The organism is Ferruginibacter sp., from assembly GCF_014377975.1.
GTDB lineage: Bacteria > Bacteroidota > Bacteroidia > Chitinophagales > Chitinophagaceae > Ferruginibacter.
Genome location: NZ_JACMOO010000224.1, coordinates 1 through 18,030 on the forward strand (window position 1 = coordinate 1; position 18,030 = coordinate 18,030).

The following is an 18,030-nucleotide window of genomic DNA, read 5'->3' on the forward strand; positions in this document are numbered from 1 at the left end:
CAATTAATTAAGCTCATTATGAAAAAGTTTATTTATCTGTTTTTACTCTCTGTCTCATTCCAGTACAATGCTGATGCCCAACCGGCTTCTACCGATAAAAATAAAGTGATGGATTTTTTTCAAAATCAGCAATTTGAGGAAGCTGTCAATTACCTCACCCCTGCTGCTACAATTGATTCTCAAAATATACAATTGCTGGGTTACCTGGGCTATGCCCATTACATGGATGACAATACAAAAATGGCAGCAGACTATTTCCGTAAAATAATCGCTATTAATCCTGACAATATTTCTGCGCTTCAATATCTGGCCATCCTTACTAAAAATGACAAACCTGACCAGGCGTTGCAATATACCCGGCGGCTAATTTATTTGCAACCCGACAAAGCTGCCCATTTAAGAAGTATGGGCGAATTGTTTAAACGAAAAGATAAACAGGATTCTGCCTTTGTATATTATAACCAGGCTTACATTCTTCAACCTAAAGATTTCAAAAATGGTGTTGGCCTGGCAGATATTTTAATTGATAATAAAAAATTTATACGGGCAGACAGTATTATAGAATCGGTTCTGGAACAGGATTCTGTCAATATTCCATTTTTAAAACTCAGGGTGCGTTCTGCATACATTGCAGGTGATTATCAAAACGTGCGCATACCAGGTGAAAGGCTGATACGCCTGCAGGAAACTTCGCTGAGTGCATTAACGCAGGTTGTAGTGGCCTACTTTAACTTAAAGCTATACACAGATTGTATCCGTGTTTGCGAATATTTAATTGCACAAGGTTATGCGGTAGAAAATATTTTTTATTTTGAAGCGAAGGCTTTGGCCCGGATAAAACAATTTGATAAAAGCAATGAGTTGCTGAAAACCTGTATCAATCTATCCATTTCAAAAGAGGCTGAAATGTATTACTATAATCTTGGTATTAATTACGAAGCTTTAAGACAATATAAAAAAGCCATTGCACAATACGATACAGCGAATTATCTTTTTAAAAATCCTATTATGAATTTTAACAGCGGGCGTATTTATGAAATTAATTTAAAAAATATGCAGCAGGCACAAAAATATTATACAAAGTATCTTGCCTTGGCAAAGCCTGTTGAAGCCGATGAAAAAAAAGCTTATCAATACCTTAAAGAAAGATGGGGGAAAAAGAAGCCTGTCGCTCACAAAAAATAGTTATTGAATTTTGAGGACGCACTAATAATGACCGTTGTAATTATTTCAATTACTAAGTGTACAATCAAATTTTGTAACAACCTGCTATGCTTTGGTTAAAGCAGCAAGCTTTGCTTGTGCTATTGCGGTCCGCAACGATAAAGTTGGTTTTGCTTTTAAACATCCCGCAACTAAATGAGTTGTGCCGGGTACTGCATCGCCTTTAATATTGTAACAACGCTTTCAGGTTTCCAATGATAGTTTATTATAATTTACAGCAATGCGGTACAGGCTTTCCTTATTCCGAACTGTATGAGGAACAGGTACTAAAATCTACTTTACCCGTTAACAAAATTTTGTCCTTTAAAAATTATCCTTTTTAACTACTTTGTGTTAAGAGATTCAATCATCATGAAAGGCATTCATCCAAACAAAAAGGAAATTATTTTTTGAAACTACAATCCACCAAAGGTTATAATATCGTCCATACATGGCTTGCTGCCAAAGGCCATCATCCTTTTCTTTTCCAGGAGCAAACCTGGCAGGAAATTGCAGAGGGCAAAAGCGGACTGGTTAATGCTCCTACCGGTTGCGGTAAAACCTTTTCTGTTTTTTTAGGTGCCGTCATTAATTTTATAAACGATCACCCGGATAACTATCAAACCAACATAAAAAATGGTCTGCAACTTATTTGGATTACACCCCTGCGGGCATTGGCCAAAGATATTGGCCGGGCAATGGAAGAAGTAATTGTACAATTAGGCATGAGCTGGAAAGTGGGCATCCGCAATGGTGACACCACCATCAGCGACCGGCAAAAACAAAAAAGGCAGATGCCTGAAGTGCTGATTATAACACCAGAAAGTATGCACCTGCTGCTGGCACAAAAAAATTACCCGGAGGTTTTTACTAACCTGAAAATTTTGGCTGTAGATGAATGGCACGAGCTGCTCGGCAGCAAAAGAGGCGTACAGGTTGAACTCGCCGTATCAAGAATTGTGGGAGTAAAAAAGAAGTTAATTCAAAACAATTCCATTAGCATTTGGGGCATTTCGGCTACTATCGGCAACCTGCAGCAAGCCAAAGATGTACTGCTGGCTTCTTTAAAAACGTATGATGCGACACCAGGGAAAATTATAAAAGCAATCATCCAAAAAAATATCGAAATACAATCCATCATTCCGGATGAGATAGAAAAATACCCCTGGGCCGGTCACCTCGGATTGAAGCTGGTAGAAAAAGTAATTCCCATCATCAACAATAGTACAACAACGCTTATTTTTATCAACACACGCGGTATGACGGAACGTTGGTACCAGGCTTTACTCAATGTGGCACCGGAGTTATCGGGCGCCATTGCATTGCACCACGGCAGCATTGAGCAAAGCTTAAGGCTATGGGTAGAAGACAACCTGCACACGGGCAAATTAAAAGCCGTAGTGTGCACAGCCAGTCTTGATTTGGGTGTAGACTTTCGTCCCGTGGATACGGTGATACAGGTAGGCTCACCCAAAGGCGTGGCAAGGTTTTTACAACGGGCAGGCAGAAGCGGCCATCAACCGGATGCTACCAGCAAAATTTATTTTTTACCAACGCACTCACTGGAGCTGGTAGAAGCAGCGGCATTAAAAGAAGCGATCAGTCAAACATTTATTGAAAGCAGGGAACCGATGTTACTGTGTTTTGATGTGCTGGCGCAATGGCTCTGTACATTGGCTGTATCAGACGGTTTTATACCGGATGAAATTTTTACAGAAATAAAAAATACCCATTGTTACAGCCATATAACTGAAGACGAATGGCAGGAACTATTATTCTTTTTAACCGCCGGCGGTGCGGCTTTGCAGCAGTATGATGAATATAAAAAAATAGAGGTGGAAGATGGCGTTTACCGCATAACCAATCGACGCATCGCCATGCGCCACCGCATGCACATTGGCACCATTGTAAGCGACTCAATGCTGAAAGTGAAATTTTTAAGTGGGGGCTATATTGGCGTAATTGAAGAATATTTTATTTCGAGATTATTGCCCGGCGATGTATTTACGCTGGCCGGCAGAAACCTGGAGTTTGTAATGATAAAAGACATGACAGCCATCGTAAAAAAATCAACATCTAAAAAATCAATAGTCCCAAGCTGGAATGGTGGCCGCATGCCGCTGAGTGCAAACCTTGGCCTGATGTTACGTAAAACATTTGACAAAGCTTTTGAAATGAACGGCCGCACACTCCTCAAAAAAGAACGACTGGATAATCCCGAATTATCGGTACTAAAACCATTATTCGATCTGCAGGAAAGTTTGTCGCACATACCCAAAGAAAATGAACTGCTGATAGAACACATTGAAACAAAAGATGGGTTTCATTTATTTGTCTATCCATTTGAAGGCAGGCTGGTACATGAAGCCATGGCGGCCATTCTTGCATATCGTATCAGCCGGATTATGCCCATCACTTTCAGCTTTGCAATGAACGATTACGGGTTTGAATTATTGAGCGATCAACCAATACCGGTAGACGATACCAATGTGTATGAATTATTTAGTTTGGAAAATTTATTTGCAGACATTCAACGTTCGGTAAATAGTATTGAAATGGCCAAAAGAAAATTCAGGGATGTAGCGGTAATTGGCGGGCTGATATTTCAGGGAACACCCGGCGAATATGTAAAAACAAAACACCTGCAAAACGGTGCCAGTCTGCTATTCAGTGTTTTTAGTGAGTACGATCCAAAAAATATTTTATTAAGACAAGCCTACCAGGAAGTACTGGACCAACAGATGGAAGAAGTTAGATTGCGCAACATGTTACAACGCATACAAACTGGAAACATTGTTATAACATTCCCCGAACGATTAACCCCTTTTTGCTTTCCGTTAAAAGTAGACAGCATGAGAGAAAATATTTCGTCGGAGCAACTGGAAGACCGGGTAAAAAAAATGCAGGCACAGCTGAACAAATAACAAACCGACCTGCATTTTATCAAGAAATTTTACTGGTAGCTAATAACCGGGTATTAATAAATTAAATGTTTTTTTTGCATCAGGTAAAGTATAATGAATATTACAGGAAAAGCAATTCCAATTAAAGCAAAGCCTTTAAACATTCCCGCCCCAATAAATAAAATACCTCCAACAACCGGTAGCAGTTCCCCTACCAGCCAGAGTATAAAACCCTGCTTTTTTAGCTTGCGCATTTCCAAAGCACCATACAAACAAAGTGAAACACCTACAATTGTTAACAACATAATGGGTGTTTTATTTTCCATAGATTTCCTGGACAATTCCAGCATATCCGGCCCCATCATGTTCTTTGCCCAAGCAGGAGCTTCAGTAAGTTTACTTTGCGCATCTACCAGGTCTTTGTACGATTTTTCAGCATTAAAATATGTCCAAAAAGCGCCTATAAATCCTAATCCGCAACCAATAAAAGTTAAAATAGTCAATATATTTAACCCTGAAGGCAAGGCTGGCTTTTGGCCTTGTGCAAATTCCAAAACATCTGAAGTTGAGTTAGTGTTATTCATACTATAAATTTTATCCTAAAGTAGATACTTATTTTGTCATTTCAAAACCATTCGTCAATTGGTTTACTTACAATCAGGTTTACCTTTGCACACATGTCATTTGTAATTCCACACACCATAAAAAAAAATACTTTTCTATTATCTGCAGATCGTTGTATTTTTTGGGAAGATGAAAAAACCTTAATTCTGTCTGATCTTCATTTGGGCAAGACAGGCCATTTCAGAAAATCTGGCATCGCAATACCGCAGGCCGTTTTTAAAGAAGATATGCAAAGACTGGTAACCCAATTGCAGGTTTTTAAACCTGTGCAGGTCATCATTATTGGCGATATGTTTCACAGTGAAGCCAACAGGGAGCACGACTTTTTTTTAAAATGGCGGCAGGATTTTTCTTCTCTGCCCATACATCTGATAAAAGGCAATCATGATATTTTAAAAAAGGAATGGTATGCCCTTGCAGATATCACGATTCATACATGCGAAATGGCAATTGGCAATTTTATTTTTGTACATGATGTGTACGATTGCACCATTCCGGAGCAGGGATATATTTTCAGTGGTCACATTCATCCCTCTGTAACTATTCGTGGATTGGGAAAACAGTCATTAACTTTCCCCTGTTTTTACTTTGGCAAACAGTATGCGGTATTGCCCGCCTTTAGCAAATTTACAGGCACATTTACCATTGAACAAAAAGAGGGTGAAAATGTTTTCGCATTGGTAAAGCAAACCATCATTTCAATTTAATGACGAACAAAATGTTGAAGATTGCATACGATCCCATCTATGCACATCCCCTGCCGGAAGGCCATCGGTTTCCGATGTTAAAATATGAACTGATACCAGCGCAATTATTACATGAAGGAAGCATTACTGCTGATAATATTTTTTCGCCAGGTATTTGCCCGGATGAAATTATTTTATTGACACACGAAAAAGAGTACTTAGAAAGAATACACAACCAAACGCTGTTGGCTAAAGAGCAGCGCCACATTGGCTTTCCGCAATCGCCCGCATTAACGTTGAGAGAACTGATGATTGCGCAAGGCACCATTGACTGCTGTAACTATGCTTTCCAGAATGGTGTAGCATTGAACGTGGCGGGTGGCACACATCATGCATTTGCAAACCGGGGCGAAGGATTTTGTATGCTCAATGACATGGCTATTGCAGCCAACTATCTGCTGCATAAAAACATTGCCCGGCAAATACTGATTATAGACCTGGATGTACACCAGGGAAACGGAACGGCCAGTTTATTTGAGCAGGAAAAAAGGGTATTTACTTTCAGTATGCATGGCGAACACAATTATCCTTTTCACAAAGAAAAAAGTGATCTGGACATACCTTTGAAAGATGGTATTGCAGACAAGGAGTATCTTGATTTATTAAAAGCTACTTTACCAAAACTACTGCAGGAAGTACGACCCGATTTTGCCTTTTACCTATCCGGTGTTGATATTTTAAATACAGACCGCTATGGTAAATTAAAAGTATCACCACAAGGCTGCATACAAAGAGATGAATTTGTTTTTACAACTTTGCAACAACACGGTGTTCCCTGTGCTGTTGCCATGGGTGGTGGTTACAGTGCAGATGTAAAAATAATTACCGAAGCACATTGTAATACTTTTAGAGTGGCACAAGATATTTATGGTGTATAGGCGTTGTTGAAAAGTATCCCGCCACAAAAATTAAAAACTGAAGTTTTTACCCCATCCCACTTACAACGTCATTGTGAGTTACAATCCATTTAATATAGTCATCTCGCCAGTTTTCTTTATTTTCAATATTTTATGATTCCATGATACCTGCGCAAGAATTTAACTACATAGAAACAATTACGCTAAAATAGTTTGCAAGTATAAAATGATTTTCAATGTTGCTGGAAATGGTTAAGTTATAATTTATCCCGTTTTTCTCCTCTCCAGTTCTTTCTTTATTAATCCCAACTCCCTGCCTGTTTGTCCGCCAACCGAAGAGTTTTCCTGTGCCCTTCTCATCAGGTAAGGAATTACATCTTTTATAGGACCAAAAGGTAAATATTTGCTGACAGAACAACCCGCTTTTGCCAGGTTAAAAGTGATGTTATCACTCATGCCAAATAACTGGGAAAAATGAACATGAGGATGGTTCAATGGAATATTTTTTTGCTGCAATATTTGGGTAGCCGTTAAATTACTTTGTTCATTGTGCGACGCGATGATGACAGCAATAATATCCAGGTGTTCAATACAAAATTGTACTGAACCTTCGTAATCCCGGTCGGTACTTTGTTTATCGGGTTGTATGGGCGATGGGTAATTCATTTCTTCTGCACGCAGTCTTTCTTTCTCCATATAAGCACCTCTCACCAGCTTGGCTCCCAACACAAAGTTTCTTTCTGCTGCTGCCTCATAACTATCCTGTAAAAATTTAAACCGGTCGTGGCGATACAGCTGGAGCGTATTGTACACCACCACCCGCTGTTTATTAAAAGTATCCATCATCAGGATGGTTAATGCATCTACCGGACTTTGTATCCAGGTTTCTTCAGCATCTATCAACACCCCGATTTTTTTGGCTGCAGCCACTTCACAAAGCCGCATTACCCTAACCCTCACCCTATGCCATTCTTCCTTTTCTGCAGCAGGTAAATTTTCTGTTACGGATAAATATTTTTTCATTAATGTGCCTGGAACTTTGGCCATTAATTCATCAATTTTTTCAAGCAATGCAAAACGTGATAAGCCCGTTACCTTTACACTTATAAACGGTATATTGGGCTGCGTTGCTGCATACTCAATTACTCTTATAAATTCTTCAGTTGAATGATCAAACCCTTGCTCACCATCATCACCACCCTCTACTCCATAATCTAAAATTACCTGCACATTATAGTCACCAAGTTTTCCAGCAACCGCAGAAGTTTCCCCCAGTGTTTCGCCACCTACAAATTGTTTAAAAATGGTATTTCGAATAACCGGTATTGTAAGCGGAAGTTTCCATTTAATGGCCAGTGGAGTAAATTTTAAACCAATATTTACAAGCCACGGCATCCCCATAGCCTTAAAAAGAAAGTGAGCATTTTTTAAGTCGTTTTTCTTTTTATAGGCAAAGGCATACTCCGTATTGTCGAAAGAAATAAGGTGGCTGTTATTCATAAAGATGGAAAATATTTATCAAATATAAGTAATCCAAAGTTGGATAACTTTATCCCGGATATCTCTGTCCATTCCATTTTATTGTATTTAAATTACCTGATGATTGAATGGCTGCAACACCATTTCGCTCACCACACCACTGGCAGGTTGCTGGCATAAAAACCAGATGGCCTTTGCTGCTTCCTGTGACTGCACCATTTTTTCCCGCTGTACTTTTAAATCAATGGTATCCCAAAAAGGAGAATCTACACCACCTAAAAATAAATTGGTTATGCGGATATCCGTTCTTTTTACCTCTTCCCTGATACTTTGCATCATACCTACCAGCCCGTATTTACTGGCACTATAGGCCGCAGCTCCAGCCATTGGCACTTTGCCCAACACACCGGGAATATTTATGATGAGTCCTTTTTTTACTTCTTTCATGGAAGGAAGAAAAGCTTTTACTAATAAGAATGGGGCGAACAAATTTGTTTGAAGGGACTGCATAAAATCATCCTCTGTTAAAAGATCCGTTTGCTTAATAATTCCAATGCCCGCAGCATTTATCAAAATGTCAACAGAGGGAAATTGCTGAAAGTATTTTTCTTTCAATTGATTGACGGCTGCAGGATCTGCCATATCAAGAGCGGCAATTTTTTCAACCGGAATATTATTTTCCTTTGCAACCTGTTGCAGCTTTTCTTTGTTGCGTGCGGTAATAAATAAGTTGGCACCGCTGCCCGCCAATAGTTTTATAAGCTTGCTGCCAATACCGCCGGTTGCACCCGCAACCAGTATATTTTTTCCAATAAGTGTTTCCATAATAAAGTGTTTTTACCGTCAAACAAATTGGTAACCATTTTGTTTATTTTTTCTCCTGCCGCCAGCTATGCTTATTTTACCACACTATGTATTTAAATAATATGCTACCATTAAAGCTGATGGTACGATTTATTTGCAGGAAGAAATAGTATTTGTCAAATACAAATTTTACCGTAAACAATATCATTGAAGGCCGCCTGCAGGCATACCCGTTACACCCAAAAGCTATAACTCAGCAGCAGCAGCAGTTGAAGGGATTTTCAATTAAAATACGGATTACAATTTCGCCCAGAAAGCTTCGTGAGGGTCTGATATCAATAAAAAATCCTTGTTACAATAGGCGACTGCATTCAAAATCCGGCATCCCAAATCCAACGTCAGCTATTATCTTTGCCCAAAATAAATACATGGATAAAAAAGCAAGTGAATCGCTGGTGATGATGACGGAACTGGTGCTGCCAAACGATACCAATACCTTTGGCAACCTCATGGGCGGACGACTAATGTATTGGATGGACATTGCCTCGGCACTTGCTGCGATGAAACATTGCGGATCGCCGGTAGTTACAGCTTCTGTTGATAATATTTCTTTTGAAAATCCTATCAAACTCGGCAACGTGGTTCACATTGAAGCCAAGGTAAGCAGGGCGTTTAAAACCAGTATGGAAGTGCATTTAAAAGTATGGGGTGAAGATGCGATACACCAGTATAAATATAAGAGCAATGAAGCCTACTTTACCTTTGTTGCGCTTGACCCTAACAGTAAACCAAAACCCGTAAAACAACTGGTTGCCGAAACTACAGAAGAAATTGAATTGTATGAAGGCGCTTTAAGACGCAGGCAGTTAAGGCTTGTATTGGGTGGCAAAATGAAGGCGGCGGATGCGGGTGAACTAAGGGCGTTGTTTACAAAATAATTTATTACCCTGATTGCTTCACCGGGGCTGTTTATTCCTGAATAAATTAGATTGATTCATTATCCACCACTTAGATCAATACTATTCGGGCATATAATTATAGGGCAGCATATTGGCTGCCTTTTCATATATCCAGTATCCACCGTACAGCACATTGATGGGGTTGTTGATAATGCCTTCCCTGTTAAGGCTTATGACGGGTGCTGTAGCAGTAATGTATGACCGAAACCCACCAGGAATGTCTCCCTGGATAAAAGTATTCTTTCTTAAATAATTTTTAGTGGCTGGTTCTTTTCCATACTGCACCATCATTTTACCGGCAATGGTTACATTATAATTATTGCTATTGCTGCTGTCGGTAGTAATAATTTGTGCTGCAGTTACTTCAACTGCCATTTCCATATTTTGTTGTGGTTTGGATGGATCGGTATGAAGCAGTTTTATTATGTAAACCTTGTAACCTTCCTGTTGAAGGTGGTTGCCAATAAGAGAGCGGTAAAAATGCATCGTACTGCCGTAGTAACAACGTTTACGGTTTTTAACCCACCTGTTTTTATCGCCCATTTCGTCAAAGCGGGTATATCCGTAATAAGAAGTCCGACCGTTTTGCTGATCATAAAAAAATTCCACCAGCTCAAAACTAACTTTGTATCCCAGCATTTTATTAATGATCGTTAAAGGGGTATCGCTATAGGCTTTAAAAGAATTCTTACTATCGCCGCTGGTAAAATAAATGTCTTTTTTATTTTGAATGTTGCTGTGTGAAGCTTCTTCTGTAATACCCAAAAATTCTCTTTCAAAAATGGCAAGATATTTTTTTCTTACCGCATCCGTTAAAATCAGAATATCTTTCAACTCTTCTTCTTTTTGCACCAGTTTAAACACGATGGTTTTATTTTGGATTGTTGCAGCTTCCGGTTTATACACCAACCGCTGATACCCCACACTTGAAATAATCAGTTCTGCATTTTCAATTTCCGGCAAGGGTAAGGAAAACCTGCCGTCTGCATTGGTGCTGGTACCAATAGTTGTATTATTAAAATAGATGCTGGTTCCCTGCAAAGGCGTACCTGTAGCTTCATTGATCACTTTACCCTGAATGATTATTTGAGCAATGGAAACAAAAGGCAAAGCAAACAGCCCAGCCAATAACAATAGATGGATTGTACGTTTTGATAATATAATATGGTGCTTTATTTTAAGCATGCAGAAAATGTTTTCAATTATTTTAACATCGCATGCAAGAGTTTTAATGCACTAATATCAATGGCTATTTCCGTTAATGCAATTCGGGCTTATAATCAAGCGGCAATAAATTGCCCAGTTTTTCGTAACTCCAATAGCCTCCGTATTCTACATTGGTATCATCAACCGGCACCCCAATCGTAGTAAGTTCCAAGGGAGCAGTCTTAATATCAATGTTAGCCTCAATACCTTTTTTCAGATCTCCCTCCAGGTAGGGTAATATTTTAGAAAGATATGATTTTGAATGAGGATTTTTGTTGTATTGAACAACCAGCTTTCCTTTAATACCAATGGAAAAATTATTGCTACTATCAATCCAAAGTATTTGCTGTTCCGTTATTGGGCTAAAATTATCGTCACCGTCATTTTGATCGGCATTTTTATCCCTGGAGGCTTTTGCCGGCTTATTGATAAAAACACCAAATCCCTCCTTATTTAACTGGTGTGCAATAAGGCTACGATAAAAATGCTGACTGCTGCCAAAGTAAGCGTGACTGCGGTTGGACAGAAATTGCTTTTCATCACCCAGCTCTTCATAACGGCAATAACCCGCAAAATATGACCGGCCATTAAATCCATCGTAAAAAAAATCCCCCAGGTTATAATATATTTTATAGCCAAGTAGTGTATTGGTAATTACAAGCGCAGAATCGGCAAAAGCTATGAAACCACCATTTCTTTTATCCTCTGTAAAATAAATATCTTTTCCGTTACTTACTTCACAGTGAAAAGCTTCGTCTGTGATGCCCAAAAACCCCTGATAAAAGGCATTCAGATAATTTTTTTTTAATTCCGGGGTAAGATTTTCTTTTGGTAACGCCAGCGATTCTTTTGCATGCAATTTAAAAATAAATTTTTTAACTAACAGTTGTGCGGTGGTTGGTTTAAACACAATTAATTCATAACCCGGGCTAAAAATAATCAGCTCTGTATTAAAAAAAGGAACGGCTTCAAATTTAAATTCGCCCTGTTGGTTTGTTTGTGTGGCAATGGTGGTGTTATTAAAATATACGGATGCATTTTGTATGGCGATACCACCTGTTTCATTGATCACTTTACCTGTAAAACTTATTTGGGCGCAAGCCTGCTGTAAACAAAAGAAAGCTAATAAAAAGCAGTAGTAGTAACGGTATTTCGGGTAAAGAATCGTCATAAAATTTTTGCTACAGTGAACTCGTAAAATGATGTCTGCCTTTCAGCATATATTTATTGCTTTGCTCAATACTATCCATTACCTGCTCTAGTATATTTTCGCAGGTATCGTTGTAATCAATTTTAAGTGGTGCTTTAAAAGTAACGCTCAGGGGGGTACCCTTCTTCTTAAATTTTAACCCCTTTTTATTAAAGGCACGCCAATAACCACTTATCACAACCGGAACAACAATTGGCTGATGATGTTTTATAATAAAAGCCGTACCCCTGCGGCCTGGTGCAAACGGTTTGGTGGTGCCCTGCGGAAAAGTAATTACCCAGTTATTGTTCAGTGCTCTTTCAATTTTACGCGTATCGCTGGGGTCTAAACTTTTTCTCACTTCAAGCCCGTCTTTTTTCCAGGTACGCTTTACGGTGAGAGCACCGCCAAGGCTTAGTACTTTACTGATCCAGTCGCTTTTCATGGTTTCTTCTGCTGCTACATAATTGATTCTTGTAGAAGGCCATAGTAAATAAAAAGGTATACCCAGGCTGTGTTTCCTTCGCCACTTGACGGCACAAAAAATATGTATAAAAGTAATTACCTCGGCAAAGTAGGTTTGGTGATTGCTTACAAATAATACGTTTTTTTTAGGCAGCTTGTGCAGGTTTTCCATACCATTAACCTGTAGTTTATTAAAAATATTTATGCCAGGGTAGGTAAGGGCTCCAACAACCGCATATACAACTCCCCGCATAAACCTGCTCTCTTTAAACCTCGTAAAAAATTTCAACATGTAAATATTTTAAGCCGCAATCCTATATGCAATATAAGTAAAATCAATTTTTGAGCCGAATAAAAATCTACTTTTTTATAAGCCATTTTACGCTCCATAAATAAGTTAATATCTTTACCGCTATGCAATTAAATACTGTAATTTTTGATATGGATGGTCTGCTGATAGATTCAGAGCCATTGTGGGGCGAGGCAGCTCTTGAAATTTTTAACCGCCATAATTTTCAGTTAACCGCTGCACAATACGCCACTACCACGGGTATGCGTACCAAAGAGTTTGTAGAAGCGTGGTTTAATTATTATCAAATTGATGCCCGCCACAATGCCGCTGCAGAAAGCGCCATCCTGCAAAGCGTAGTAGATAAAGTGGCCGCCAAGGCCAGGCCCATGCCTGGCGTGGAGCATATTTTTAATTTTTTTATCGAAAGAAATTTCAAAATTGGCATGGCCACTTCTTCAGGCAAACCCCTGATTGATGTGGTGGTAGATAAGCTCGGCATCCGCAAGCATTTGCAGTCCATCGAATCTGCTGCCGACCTGCCGTATGGTAAGCCTCATCCGCAGGTATATTTAAATTGTGCTGAAGCGCTGGGCAGTCATCCAACAGAGTGTATCTGTTTTGAAGATTCTTTCAATGGTCTTATCGCGGCCAAAGCTGCCCGCATGAAATGCGTAGTGGTACCGGCACCGCACGACAGAAAAAATGAAAAATTTAATGCGGCTGATTTAAAGATTTCCTCCCTGGTAAATTTTAATTCATTGCTGATGCAAACTTTGTAAACAATATCACACTGACACAATTGCGACGCAGTTACCGGCTTTTAAATCAACCTTTCATCTTTTGATACCGGGGCTTTATTAACCTCTTTAACCGATATAGGGGTTTTAATTTTACGCGTTATCTTTTGAATGTGCAGCAATATTCTTTTTTGAGGAATACTTTCACGATCATCACTTAATAAAATCGACCATGGTTTAAGTGCATCTATCTGAGCAAATATTACATTTAAAACAGCGATGGTAGGTAAAGCTAAAAAAACGCCCGGCAGTCCAATTATTGTACCTCCAATTACAACTCCAACAATCGTCATCAGGGCATTAATCTTAACCTTTGACCCAACAATTTTGGTCATTAAAAAATTAGCATCTAAAAAGTGAATAACCTCCATGCCCGCAATGATCCAGATAATTTCATGAATGCCAGATGAGTTGCCCATTGTTACCAACACGGTAAAACCCACGCCGATAAACAATCCTACATAAGGAACGATATTTAATACCGCCGCAAATACACCCAGAAAAATTGCATATTCTACCCCGATTATTAATAAAAGAACTGAATTGCAGGTTGCCACTATTGCCATCTCTATTAACAGTCCGGTCATATATTTTTGAATAATATGTTTAGATTCTACCAATACATATTCAAGACTTTCCTTGTGCTGGCTGTCGAAAACAGCAAACAAAAATCTTTTAATTAAATGCCGGTAACACAAAATGAGGAAAGAATAGATTGCCACCAGTATAATAAAAACTACAATTTGCGACACCGTAAGAAAGGTTTCCCCGATATACTGGCCTCCCGAATGCCTGACTTCTTCCTTGGCATTTTCAATTAAAATTTCTTGTTGTGCAGTACTAATATGCACTGTTTTTTCAAGCCATTTTCCCAAAGAAGAAATATGTTCTGCAAGATGCTCCCTGATGGCTGATATATCATTGAGAAAACCAACCATTTGCGACGAAATAAAATAAACGATTGCGGCAATTACCGTTAATGCAAGTAATACTGCAATCAGGTTTGCCAGTGTGGATGGTAAATAACATTTTTCCAGCAAACCCGCAACAGGTAATAGTAGTATGGATAAAAGAATAGAAAAATAGATAGGCACCAGCACTCCGTGTCCGAGGTAAATTAAAATACCAATTAGTAAAATCATTAAAAGCTGGTAGCTAAGCTTTTGGGCATAAGACACTTTCTCAACAGTACTCATTATTGTTGTTTATCAGCAATCATTTAAATAAATATTTTTATCTTTTTCACAGTCCTCTTATTTAATTATTTTTTAAATAGCCTGCCGGAAAATACAAATATCGGGTAAAATATGTGCCAGATTTAGAGGAATGCATAAACCAGCGTAATGTTATAATGTGGGCATTTTTTTACTCACTACCAGCTACCGGGAATACAGCAAATGTAAAGTCAGTTTAGGTAAAGCAATCTTTTGACACAACAAATCCTGCAGAATAAATGAATGCTTACCTACGAAATTCTTTCCTTTACCGCCGTTTTTCTATCATTTACCTAAAGGCATTTTTTCCTGTTTTAAAGTCACGCTACATTTGAGCTATAAAAGTAAAACAATGGAAAAGAATAATAATTTCAGAAACAACGAAACAGGCAGAATAGCAGGCGGTTTAATATTGGTGGCCGTAGGCGCCTTTTTATTATTACGTAACATGGGCCTTTTTCTTCCCGACTGGTTGTTCAGCTGGCCCATCATATTGATACTGGTGGGTGTGTACAGCGGGTTTAAACATAATTTCAGAAACAATTCCTGGCTCATCCTGATTGCAGTGGGTGCCTTTTTTTTAGTAGACAGATTTATTCCTTCACTAAGCCTTGAACCGCTGTTTTGGCCGCTGGTTATTATTGGCCTTGGTATAGCATTTATTTTACGGCCACGAAGAGGCAGATGGGAAGATTTTAAAAAAGATACCCGCAACAATCAATGGAAAAGTGTACCTGGCAGTTCTTTTCAGGAACCTGCCGATGATACATCTGCAAATATTGACAGCAATGATTTTCTGGTGGCGCGTTCTGTATTTAGTGGCATAAAAAGAATTATAGTTACAAAAAATTTCCAGGGTGGCAACGTATTCTGCATTTTTGGGGGTGCCGAATTTGATTTAACCCAGGCAGATTTTACCGGTCTGGTGGTGCTGAAATTAGAAATGATTTTTGGTGGGTCAAAATTTATCATCCCCTCTAACTGGACGGTTCAAAATGAGATTGACGGTATATTTCATGGAGTAGAAGATAAAAGAAAATGGTCTGCCGATGCAGGCAGCAATCCCGCTAAAATACTTATCCTTAGAGGTTCGGCGGTGTTTGGAGGAATAGAAATAACAAGCTATTGATTTTAAATATAAATACGAAATATGAATTATAAGATAGCAAAATTTACCAGACAACTCATATTTCATAACTCACAACTCATAACTCATGAAATGGTATTTAGTAAAACTGGTTTTCCGTATTGTTTGCGGCGGTGGAAATCATACTGCTCAGTTTGATGTTCAGGTACGATTGATTTTTGCAGACGATGAATTACATGCTTTTCACAAAGCAAGATTATTGGGTGAAAGTGACTGTTTGCAGAAAAATATCGTGGGTGTACAATGGAAGTTTATTGACGTATGCGAATTGCACGCCCTTGAGGAATGTACCGATGGCGCAGAGGTTTTTGCTTCAGTAAAAGAAGAACCAAATGCAGAGCTGTACATTCGCAGTATACAAAAAACGGCCACGCAATTGTTACAGCGAAGCCTGCATCAGTTCACCGGTTTAAACAATATGGCCCTTGGCACGTAATATTGCATCTCAAAAAAAAGTAGTACTCATTTTCTTTACCACCTTTCTTGCATGGTTTGGGATATGGAGTACGCTACAGGTAAAAGTACTGCAGGATTTTGGCATCCCTTACTCCCATGCAATTCCTGATGCCGTCATCAGCAACCTGTTGCTCGAAGGATTTTGTTTACTTGTGATCAATAATATGCGCTACTATCTACCCAAACAGGAAAAGTATTGGTATACACTTGTTATCAGCGTTGCGCTCAGTTCCTTATGGCTGCTGTTATTACGGATTATTTTATGGGCGTTTTTTAAAAACGATCCTGTGTATATGAACGCACTGGTACATACTTCTACCATTCGTTTTGCCATTGCATTTTTAATTATCGGTTGTTGCACGGTGCTAAGTTTACTCTGGTATACGCAGCGCAATCAGCAGGCCGATGCGGATCGCAGGCAGGATATGGAGCGGCTTGCCCGTGAAGCTGAACTAAACAAACTACGCCAACAATTACAACCACACTTTTTATTCAACAGTTTAAATTCTATCAGTGCCTTAACCGGAAGCCAGCCCGAAAAAGCCCGGCACATGATACAGCAGCTAAGCGATTTTTTACGGGGTACATTAAAAAAAGAACAACAGCAATGGACAAATTTTGAAGAAGAATTGCAATACCTTCAACTGTACCTGGATATAGAAAAAGTACGCTTTGGTTATCGCCTGCAAACCAGTATTGACTGCGCCGATGATGCCCTGCAAATGAACCTGCCCTCCATGTTGCTGCAGCCGCTGGTAGAAAATGCCATCAAGTTTGGACTGTACGATACCATCGGCGAAGTAACTATTTTTATACAGGCAAAAAATGTAAACGGACTGCTGGAAGTGAGTGTACAAAACCCTTTCGATGAATTGACATCGGTGCCGGTAAAGGGTACGGGCTTTGGTTTATCTTCCATCAGGCGAAGGTTGTTTTTATTATTTGGCCGGCACGACCTGTTACAAATTAAAAAAGAAGCAGATAAATTCATTACCACAATCAGCATACCGCAACAACATGAAAGCAATAATAATTGACGACGAACCATTGGCAAGAATGATGGTAAAAGAATACCTTCAAGCCTATCCGCACATTGAAGTAGTGCAGGAATGCAGCGATGGTTTTGAAGGCATGAAAGCCATCCAGCAGCACCAGCCCGACCTTATTTTTCTCGATATACAAATGCCCAAAATAAATGGCTTCGAAATGCTGGAACTTATTGATAACCCGCCACAGGTAATATTTACCACGGCATTTGAAGAGTACGCTATCAAAGCATTTGATGCACATGCCGCTGATTATTTATTAAAACCTTTTAGCAAAGAGCGGTTTGATAAAGCCATGCAAAAGCTGTTGCAGCAACACACAACCGTTGTACCCGAAGTGGTGGAAACCGCACTGCAATCCGCCTTACAAAGTAACCGCATTGTGGTAAAAGACAATGGTAAAATAAAGATCATTCCAGTAACACAGGTTCATTACCTGGAAGCTGCCGATGACTATGTAAAAATCATCACTGCGGAAGGCCACTTTTTAAAAAAGAAAACCATGCAGTATTTTGAAGACAGCCTGCCACCGGAGGAATTCATCCGCATCCATCGCTCCTACATCATCAATGCACAATTAATCACCCGCATTGACCTGCACGAAAAAGACAGTCACCTTGCATTGCTAACCACTGGCCAGCGG

The 18,030-nt window shown here is 39.2% G+C and carries 17 protein-coding genes; 10 read left to right on the forward strand and 7 right to left on the reverse strand.

The genetic code is table 11. From position 1 onward, the window contains the following. Window positions 1–1,185, forward strand: a 1,185-nt coding sequence (locus H7254_RS12315) for a tetratricopeptide repeat protein (protein ID WP_301933248.1), incomplete at its 5' end; no start/stop codon positions are given. A gap of 428 nt (window positions 1,186–1,613) precedes the next feature. Beyond that, window positions 1,614–4,127: a ligase-associated DNA damage response DEXH box helicase gene (locus H7254_RS12320; RefSeq protein ID WP_301933249.1), complete on the forward strand. Its 2,514-nt coding sequence runs from the start codon at window positions 1,614–1,616 to the stop codon at window positions 4,125–4,127. 53 nt (window positions 4,128–4,180) lie between these two features. On the opposite strand, the gene H7254_RS12325 is transcribed toward H7254_RS12320, so the two are convergent. Further along, window positions 4,181–4,690 carry a hypothetical protein gene (locus H7254_RS12325; RefSeq protein ID WP_301933250.1) on the reverse strand — a complete coding sequence of 170 codons (510 nt, stop codon included), beginning with the start codon at window positions 4,688–4,690 and terminating at the stop codon, window positions 4,181–4,183. Between the two features lie 93 nt (window positions 4,691–4,783). Here H7254_RS12325 and pdeM point away from each other — a divergent pair, with 93 nt between their 5' ends. After that, complete coding sequence (pdeM, locus tag H7254_RS12330; protein WP_301933251.1) at window positions 4,784–5,437, forward strand: ligase-associated DNA damage response endonuclease PdeM; 654 nt, start codon at window positions 4,784–4,786, stop codon at window positions 5,435–5,437. Next, window positions 5,437–6,354 (forward strand): histone deacetylase, encoded by a 918-nt coding sequence (locus tag H7254_RS12335; RefSeq protein ID WP_301933252.1) that lies wholly within the window; start codon window positions 5,437–5,439, stop codon window positions 6,352–6,354. The genes pdeM and H7254_RS12335 overlap by 1 nt, the downstream gene beginning before the upstream one ends. A 243-nt stretch (window positions 6,355–6,597) precedes the next feature. Here the strand turns inward: H7254_RS12335 and H7254_RS12340 are convergent, their stop codons facing one another. Together H7254_RS12340 and H7254_RS12345 are read right to left on the reverse strand one after the other, a co-directional pair. Continuing rightward, complete coding sequence (locus H7254_RS12340) at window positions 6,598–7,833, reverse strand: proline dehydrogenase family protein (protein WP_301933253.1); 1,236 nt, start codon at window positions 7,831–7,833, stop codon at window positions 6,598–6,600. Between the two features lie 87 nt (window positions 7,834–7,920). Beyond that, entirely contained in the window at window positions 7,921–8,637 is a 717-nt protein-coding gene (locus tag H7254_RS12345; RefSeq protein WP_301933254.1) for an SDR family oxidoreductase, read from the reverse strand. A gap of 407 nt (window positions 8,638–9,044) precedes the next feature. Between H7254_RS12345 and H7254_RS12350 the strand changes: the two genes are divergently transcribed. Continuing rightward, entirely contained in the window at window positions 9,045–9,554 is a 510-nt protein-coding gene (locus tag H7254_RS12350; protein WP_301933255.1) for an acyl-CoA thioesterase, read from the forward strand. Between the two features lie 81 nt (window positions 9,555–9,635). Here H7254_RS12350 and H7254_RS12355 read toward each other — a convergent pair whose 3' ends face one another. The 3 genes from H7254_RS12355 to H7254_RS12365 form a co-directional block, all read right to left on the reverse strand. Next, window positions 9,636–10,760 carry a carboxypeptidase-like regulatory domain-containing protein gene (locus H7254_RS12355; protein WP_301933256.1) on the reverse strand — a complete coding sequence of 375 codons (1,125 nt, stop codon included), beginning with the start codon at window positions 10,758–10,760 and terminating at the stop codon, window positions 9,636–9,638. A 73-nt stretch (window positions 10,761–10,833) separates the two neighbouring features. Beyond that, window positions 10,834–11,952, reverse strand: a complete 1,119-nt coding sequence (locus H7254_RS12360; RefSeq protein WP_301933257.1) for a carboxypeptidase-like regulatory domain-containing protein — start codon at window positions 11,950–11,952, stop codon at window positions 10,834–10,836. A gap of 10 nt (window positions 11,953–11,962) precedes the next feature. After that, complete coding sequence (locus H7254_RS12365; protein WP_301933258.1) at window positions 11,963–12,727, reverse strand: lysophospholipid acyltransferase family protein; 765 nt, start codon at window positions 12,725–12,727, stop codon at window positions 11,963–11,965. 122 nt (window positions 12,728–12,849) lie between these two features. Here H7254_RS12365 and hxpB point away from each other — a divergent pair, with 122 nt between their 5' ends. Beyond that, window positions 12,850–13,506, forward strand: coding sequence for a hexitol phosphatase HxpB (gene hxpB, locus H7254_RS12370; RefSeq protein WP_301933259.1), 657 nt, complete (start codon window positions 12,850–12,852; stop codon window positions 13,504–13,506). 41 nt (window positions 13,507–13,547) lie between these two features. On the opposite strand, the gene H7254_RS12375 is transcribed toward hxpB, so the two are convergent. After that, window positions 13,548–14,720, reverse strand: coding sequence for an AI-2E family transporter (locus H7254_RS12375; RefSeq protein WP_301933260.1), 1,173 nt, complete (start codon window positions 14,718–14,720; stop codon window positions 13,548–13,550). Window positions 14,721–15,090: 370 nt separating this feature from the next. Here H7254_RS12375 and H7254_RS12380 point away from each other — a divergent pair, with 370 nt between their 5' ends. From H7254_RS12380 to H7254_RS12395, 4 genes are all read left to right on the forward strand, one after another. Continuing rightward, the gene (locus H7254_RS12380; RefSeq protein WP_301933261.1) at window positions 15,091–15,867 is read left to right on the forward strand and encodes a DUF5668 domain-containing protein; all 777 of its coding nucleotides are present in this window, start codon (window positions 15,091–15,093) and stop codon (window positions 15,865–15,867) included. Between the two features lie 85 nt (window positions 15,868–15,952). Further along, window positions 15,953–16,321, forward strand: coding sequence for a DUF4288 domain-containing protein (locus H7254_RS12385; protein ID WP_301933262.1), 369 nt, complete (start codon window positions 15,953–15,955; stop codon window positions 16,319–16,321). Further along, window positions 16,311–17,378: a sensor histidine kinase gene (locus tag H7254_RS12390; RefSeq protein WP_301933263.1), complete on the forward strand. Its 1,068-nt coding sequence runs from the start codon at window positions 16,311–16,313 to the stop codon at window positions 17,376–17,378. The genes H7254_RS12385 and H7254_RS12390 overlap by 11 nt, the downstream gene beginning before the upstream one ends. Beyond that, on the forward strand, window positions 17,359–18,030 hold a 672-nt coding region (locus H7254_RS12395), incomplete at its 3' end, for a LytTR family DNA-binding domain-containing protein (protein WP_301933264.1). The genes H7254_RS12390 and H7254_RS12395, both read left to right, overlap by 20 nt.

What these genes read in the sequence shown, in the direction of transcription:
- H7254_RS12325 (WP_301933250.1), bottom strand. Translation starts at nt 4,690, where the DNA reads ATGAATAACACTAACTCAACTTCAGATGTTTTGGAATTTGCACAAGGC.
- pdeM (WP_301933251.1), top strand. Translation starts at nt 4,784, where the DNA reads ATGTCATTTGTAATTCCACACACCATAAAAAAAAATACTTTTCTATTA.
- H7254_RS12335 (WP_301933252.1), top strand. Translation starts at nt 5,437, where the DNA reads ATGACGAACAAAATGTTGAAGATTGCATACGATCCCATCTATGCACAT.
- H7254_RS12340 (WP_301933253.1), bottom strand. Translation starts at nt 7,833, where the DNA reads ATGAATAACAGCCACCTTATTTCTTTCGACAATACGGAGTATGCCTTT.
- H7254_RS12345 (WP_301933254.1), bottom strand. Translation starts at nt 8,637, where the DNA reads ATGGAAACACTTATTGGAAAAAATATACTGGTTGCGGGTGCAACCGGC.
- H7254_RS12350 (WP_301933255.1), top strand. Translation starts at nt 9,045, where the DNA reads ATGGATAAAAAAGCAAGTGAATCGCTGGTGATGATGACGGAACTGGTG.
- H7254_RS12355 (WP_301933256.1), bottom strand. Translation starts at nt 10,760, where the DNA reads ATGCTTAAAATAAAGCACCATATTATATTATCAAAACGTACAATCCAT.
- H7254_RS12360 (WP_301933257.1), bottom strand. Translation starts at nt 11,952, where the DNA reads ATGACGATTCTTTACCCGAAATACCGTTACTACTACTGCTTTTTATTA.
- H7254_RS12365 (WP_301933258.1), bottom strand. Translation starts at nt 12,727, where the DNA reads ATGTTGAAATTTTTTACGAGGTTTAAAGAGAGCAGGTTTATGCGGGGA.
- hxpB (WP_301933259.1), top strand. Translation starts at nt 12,850, where the DNA reads ATGCAATTAAATACTGTAATTTTTGATATGGATGGTCTGCTGATAGAT.
- H7254_RS12375 (WP_301933260.1), bottom strand. Translation starts at nt 14,720, where the DNA reads ATGAGTACTGTTGAGAAAGTGTCTTATGCCCAAAAGCTTAGCTACCAG.
- H7254_RS12380 (WP_301933261.1), top strand. Translation starts at nt 15,091, where the DNA reads ATGGAAAAGAATAATAATTTCAGAAACAACGAAACAGGCAGAATAGCA.
- H7254_RS12385 (WP_301933262.1), top strand. Translation starts at nt 15,953, where the DNA reads ATGAAATGGTATTTAGTAAAACTGGTTTTCCGTATTGTTTGCGGCGGT.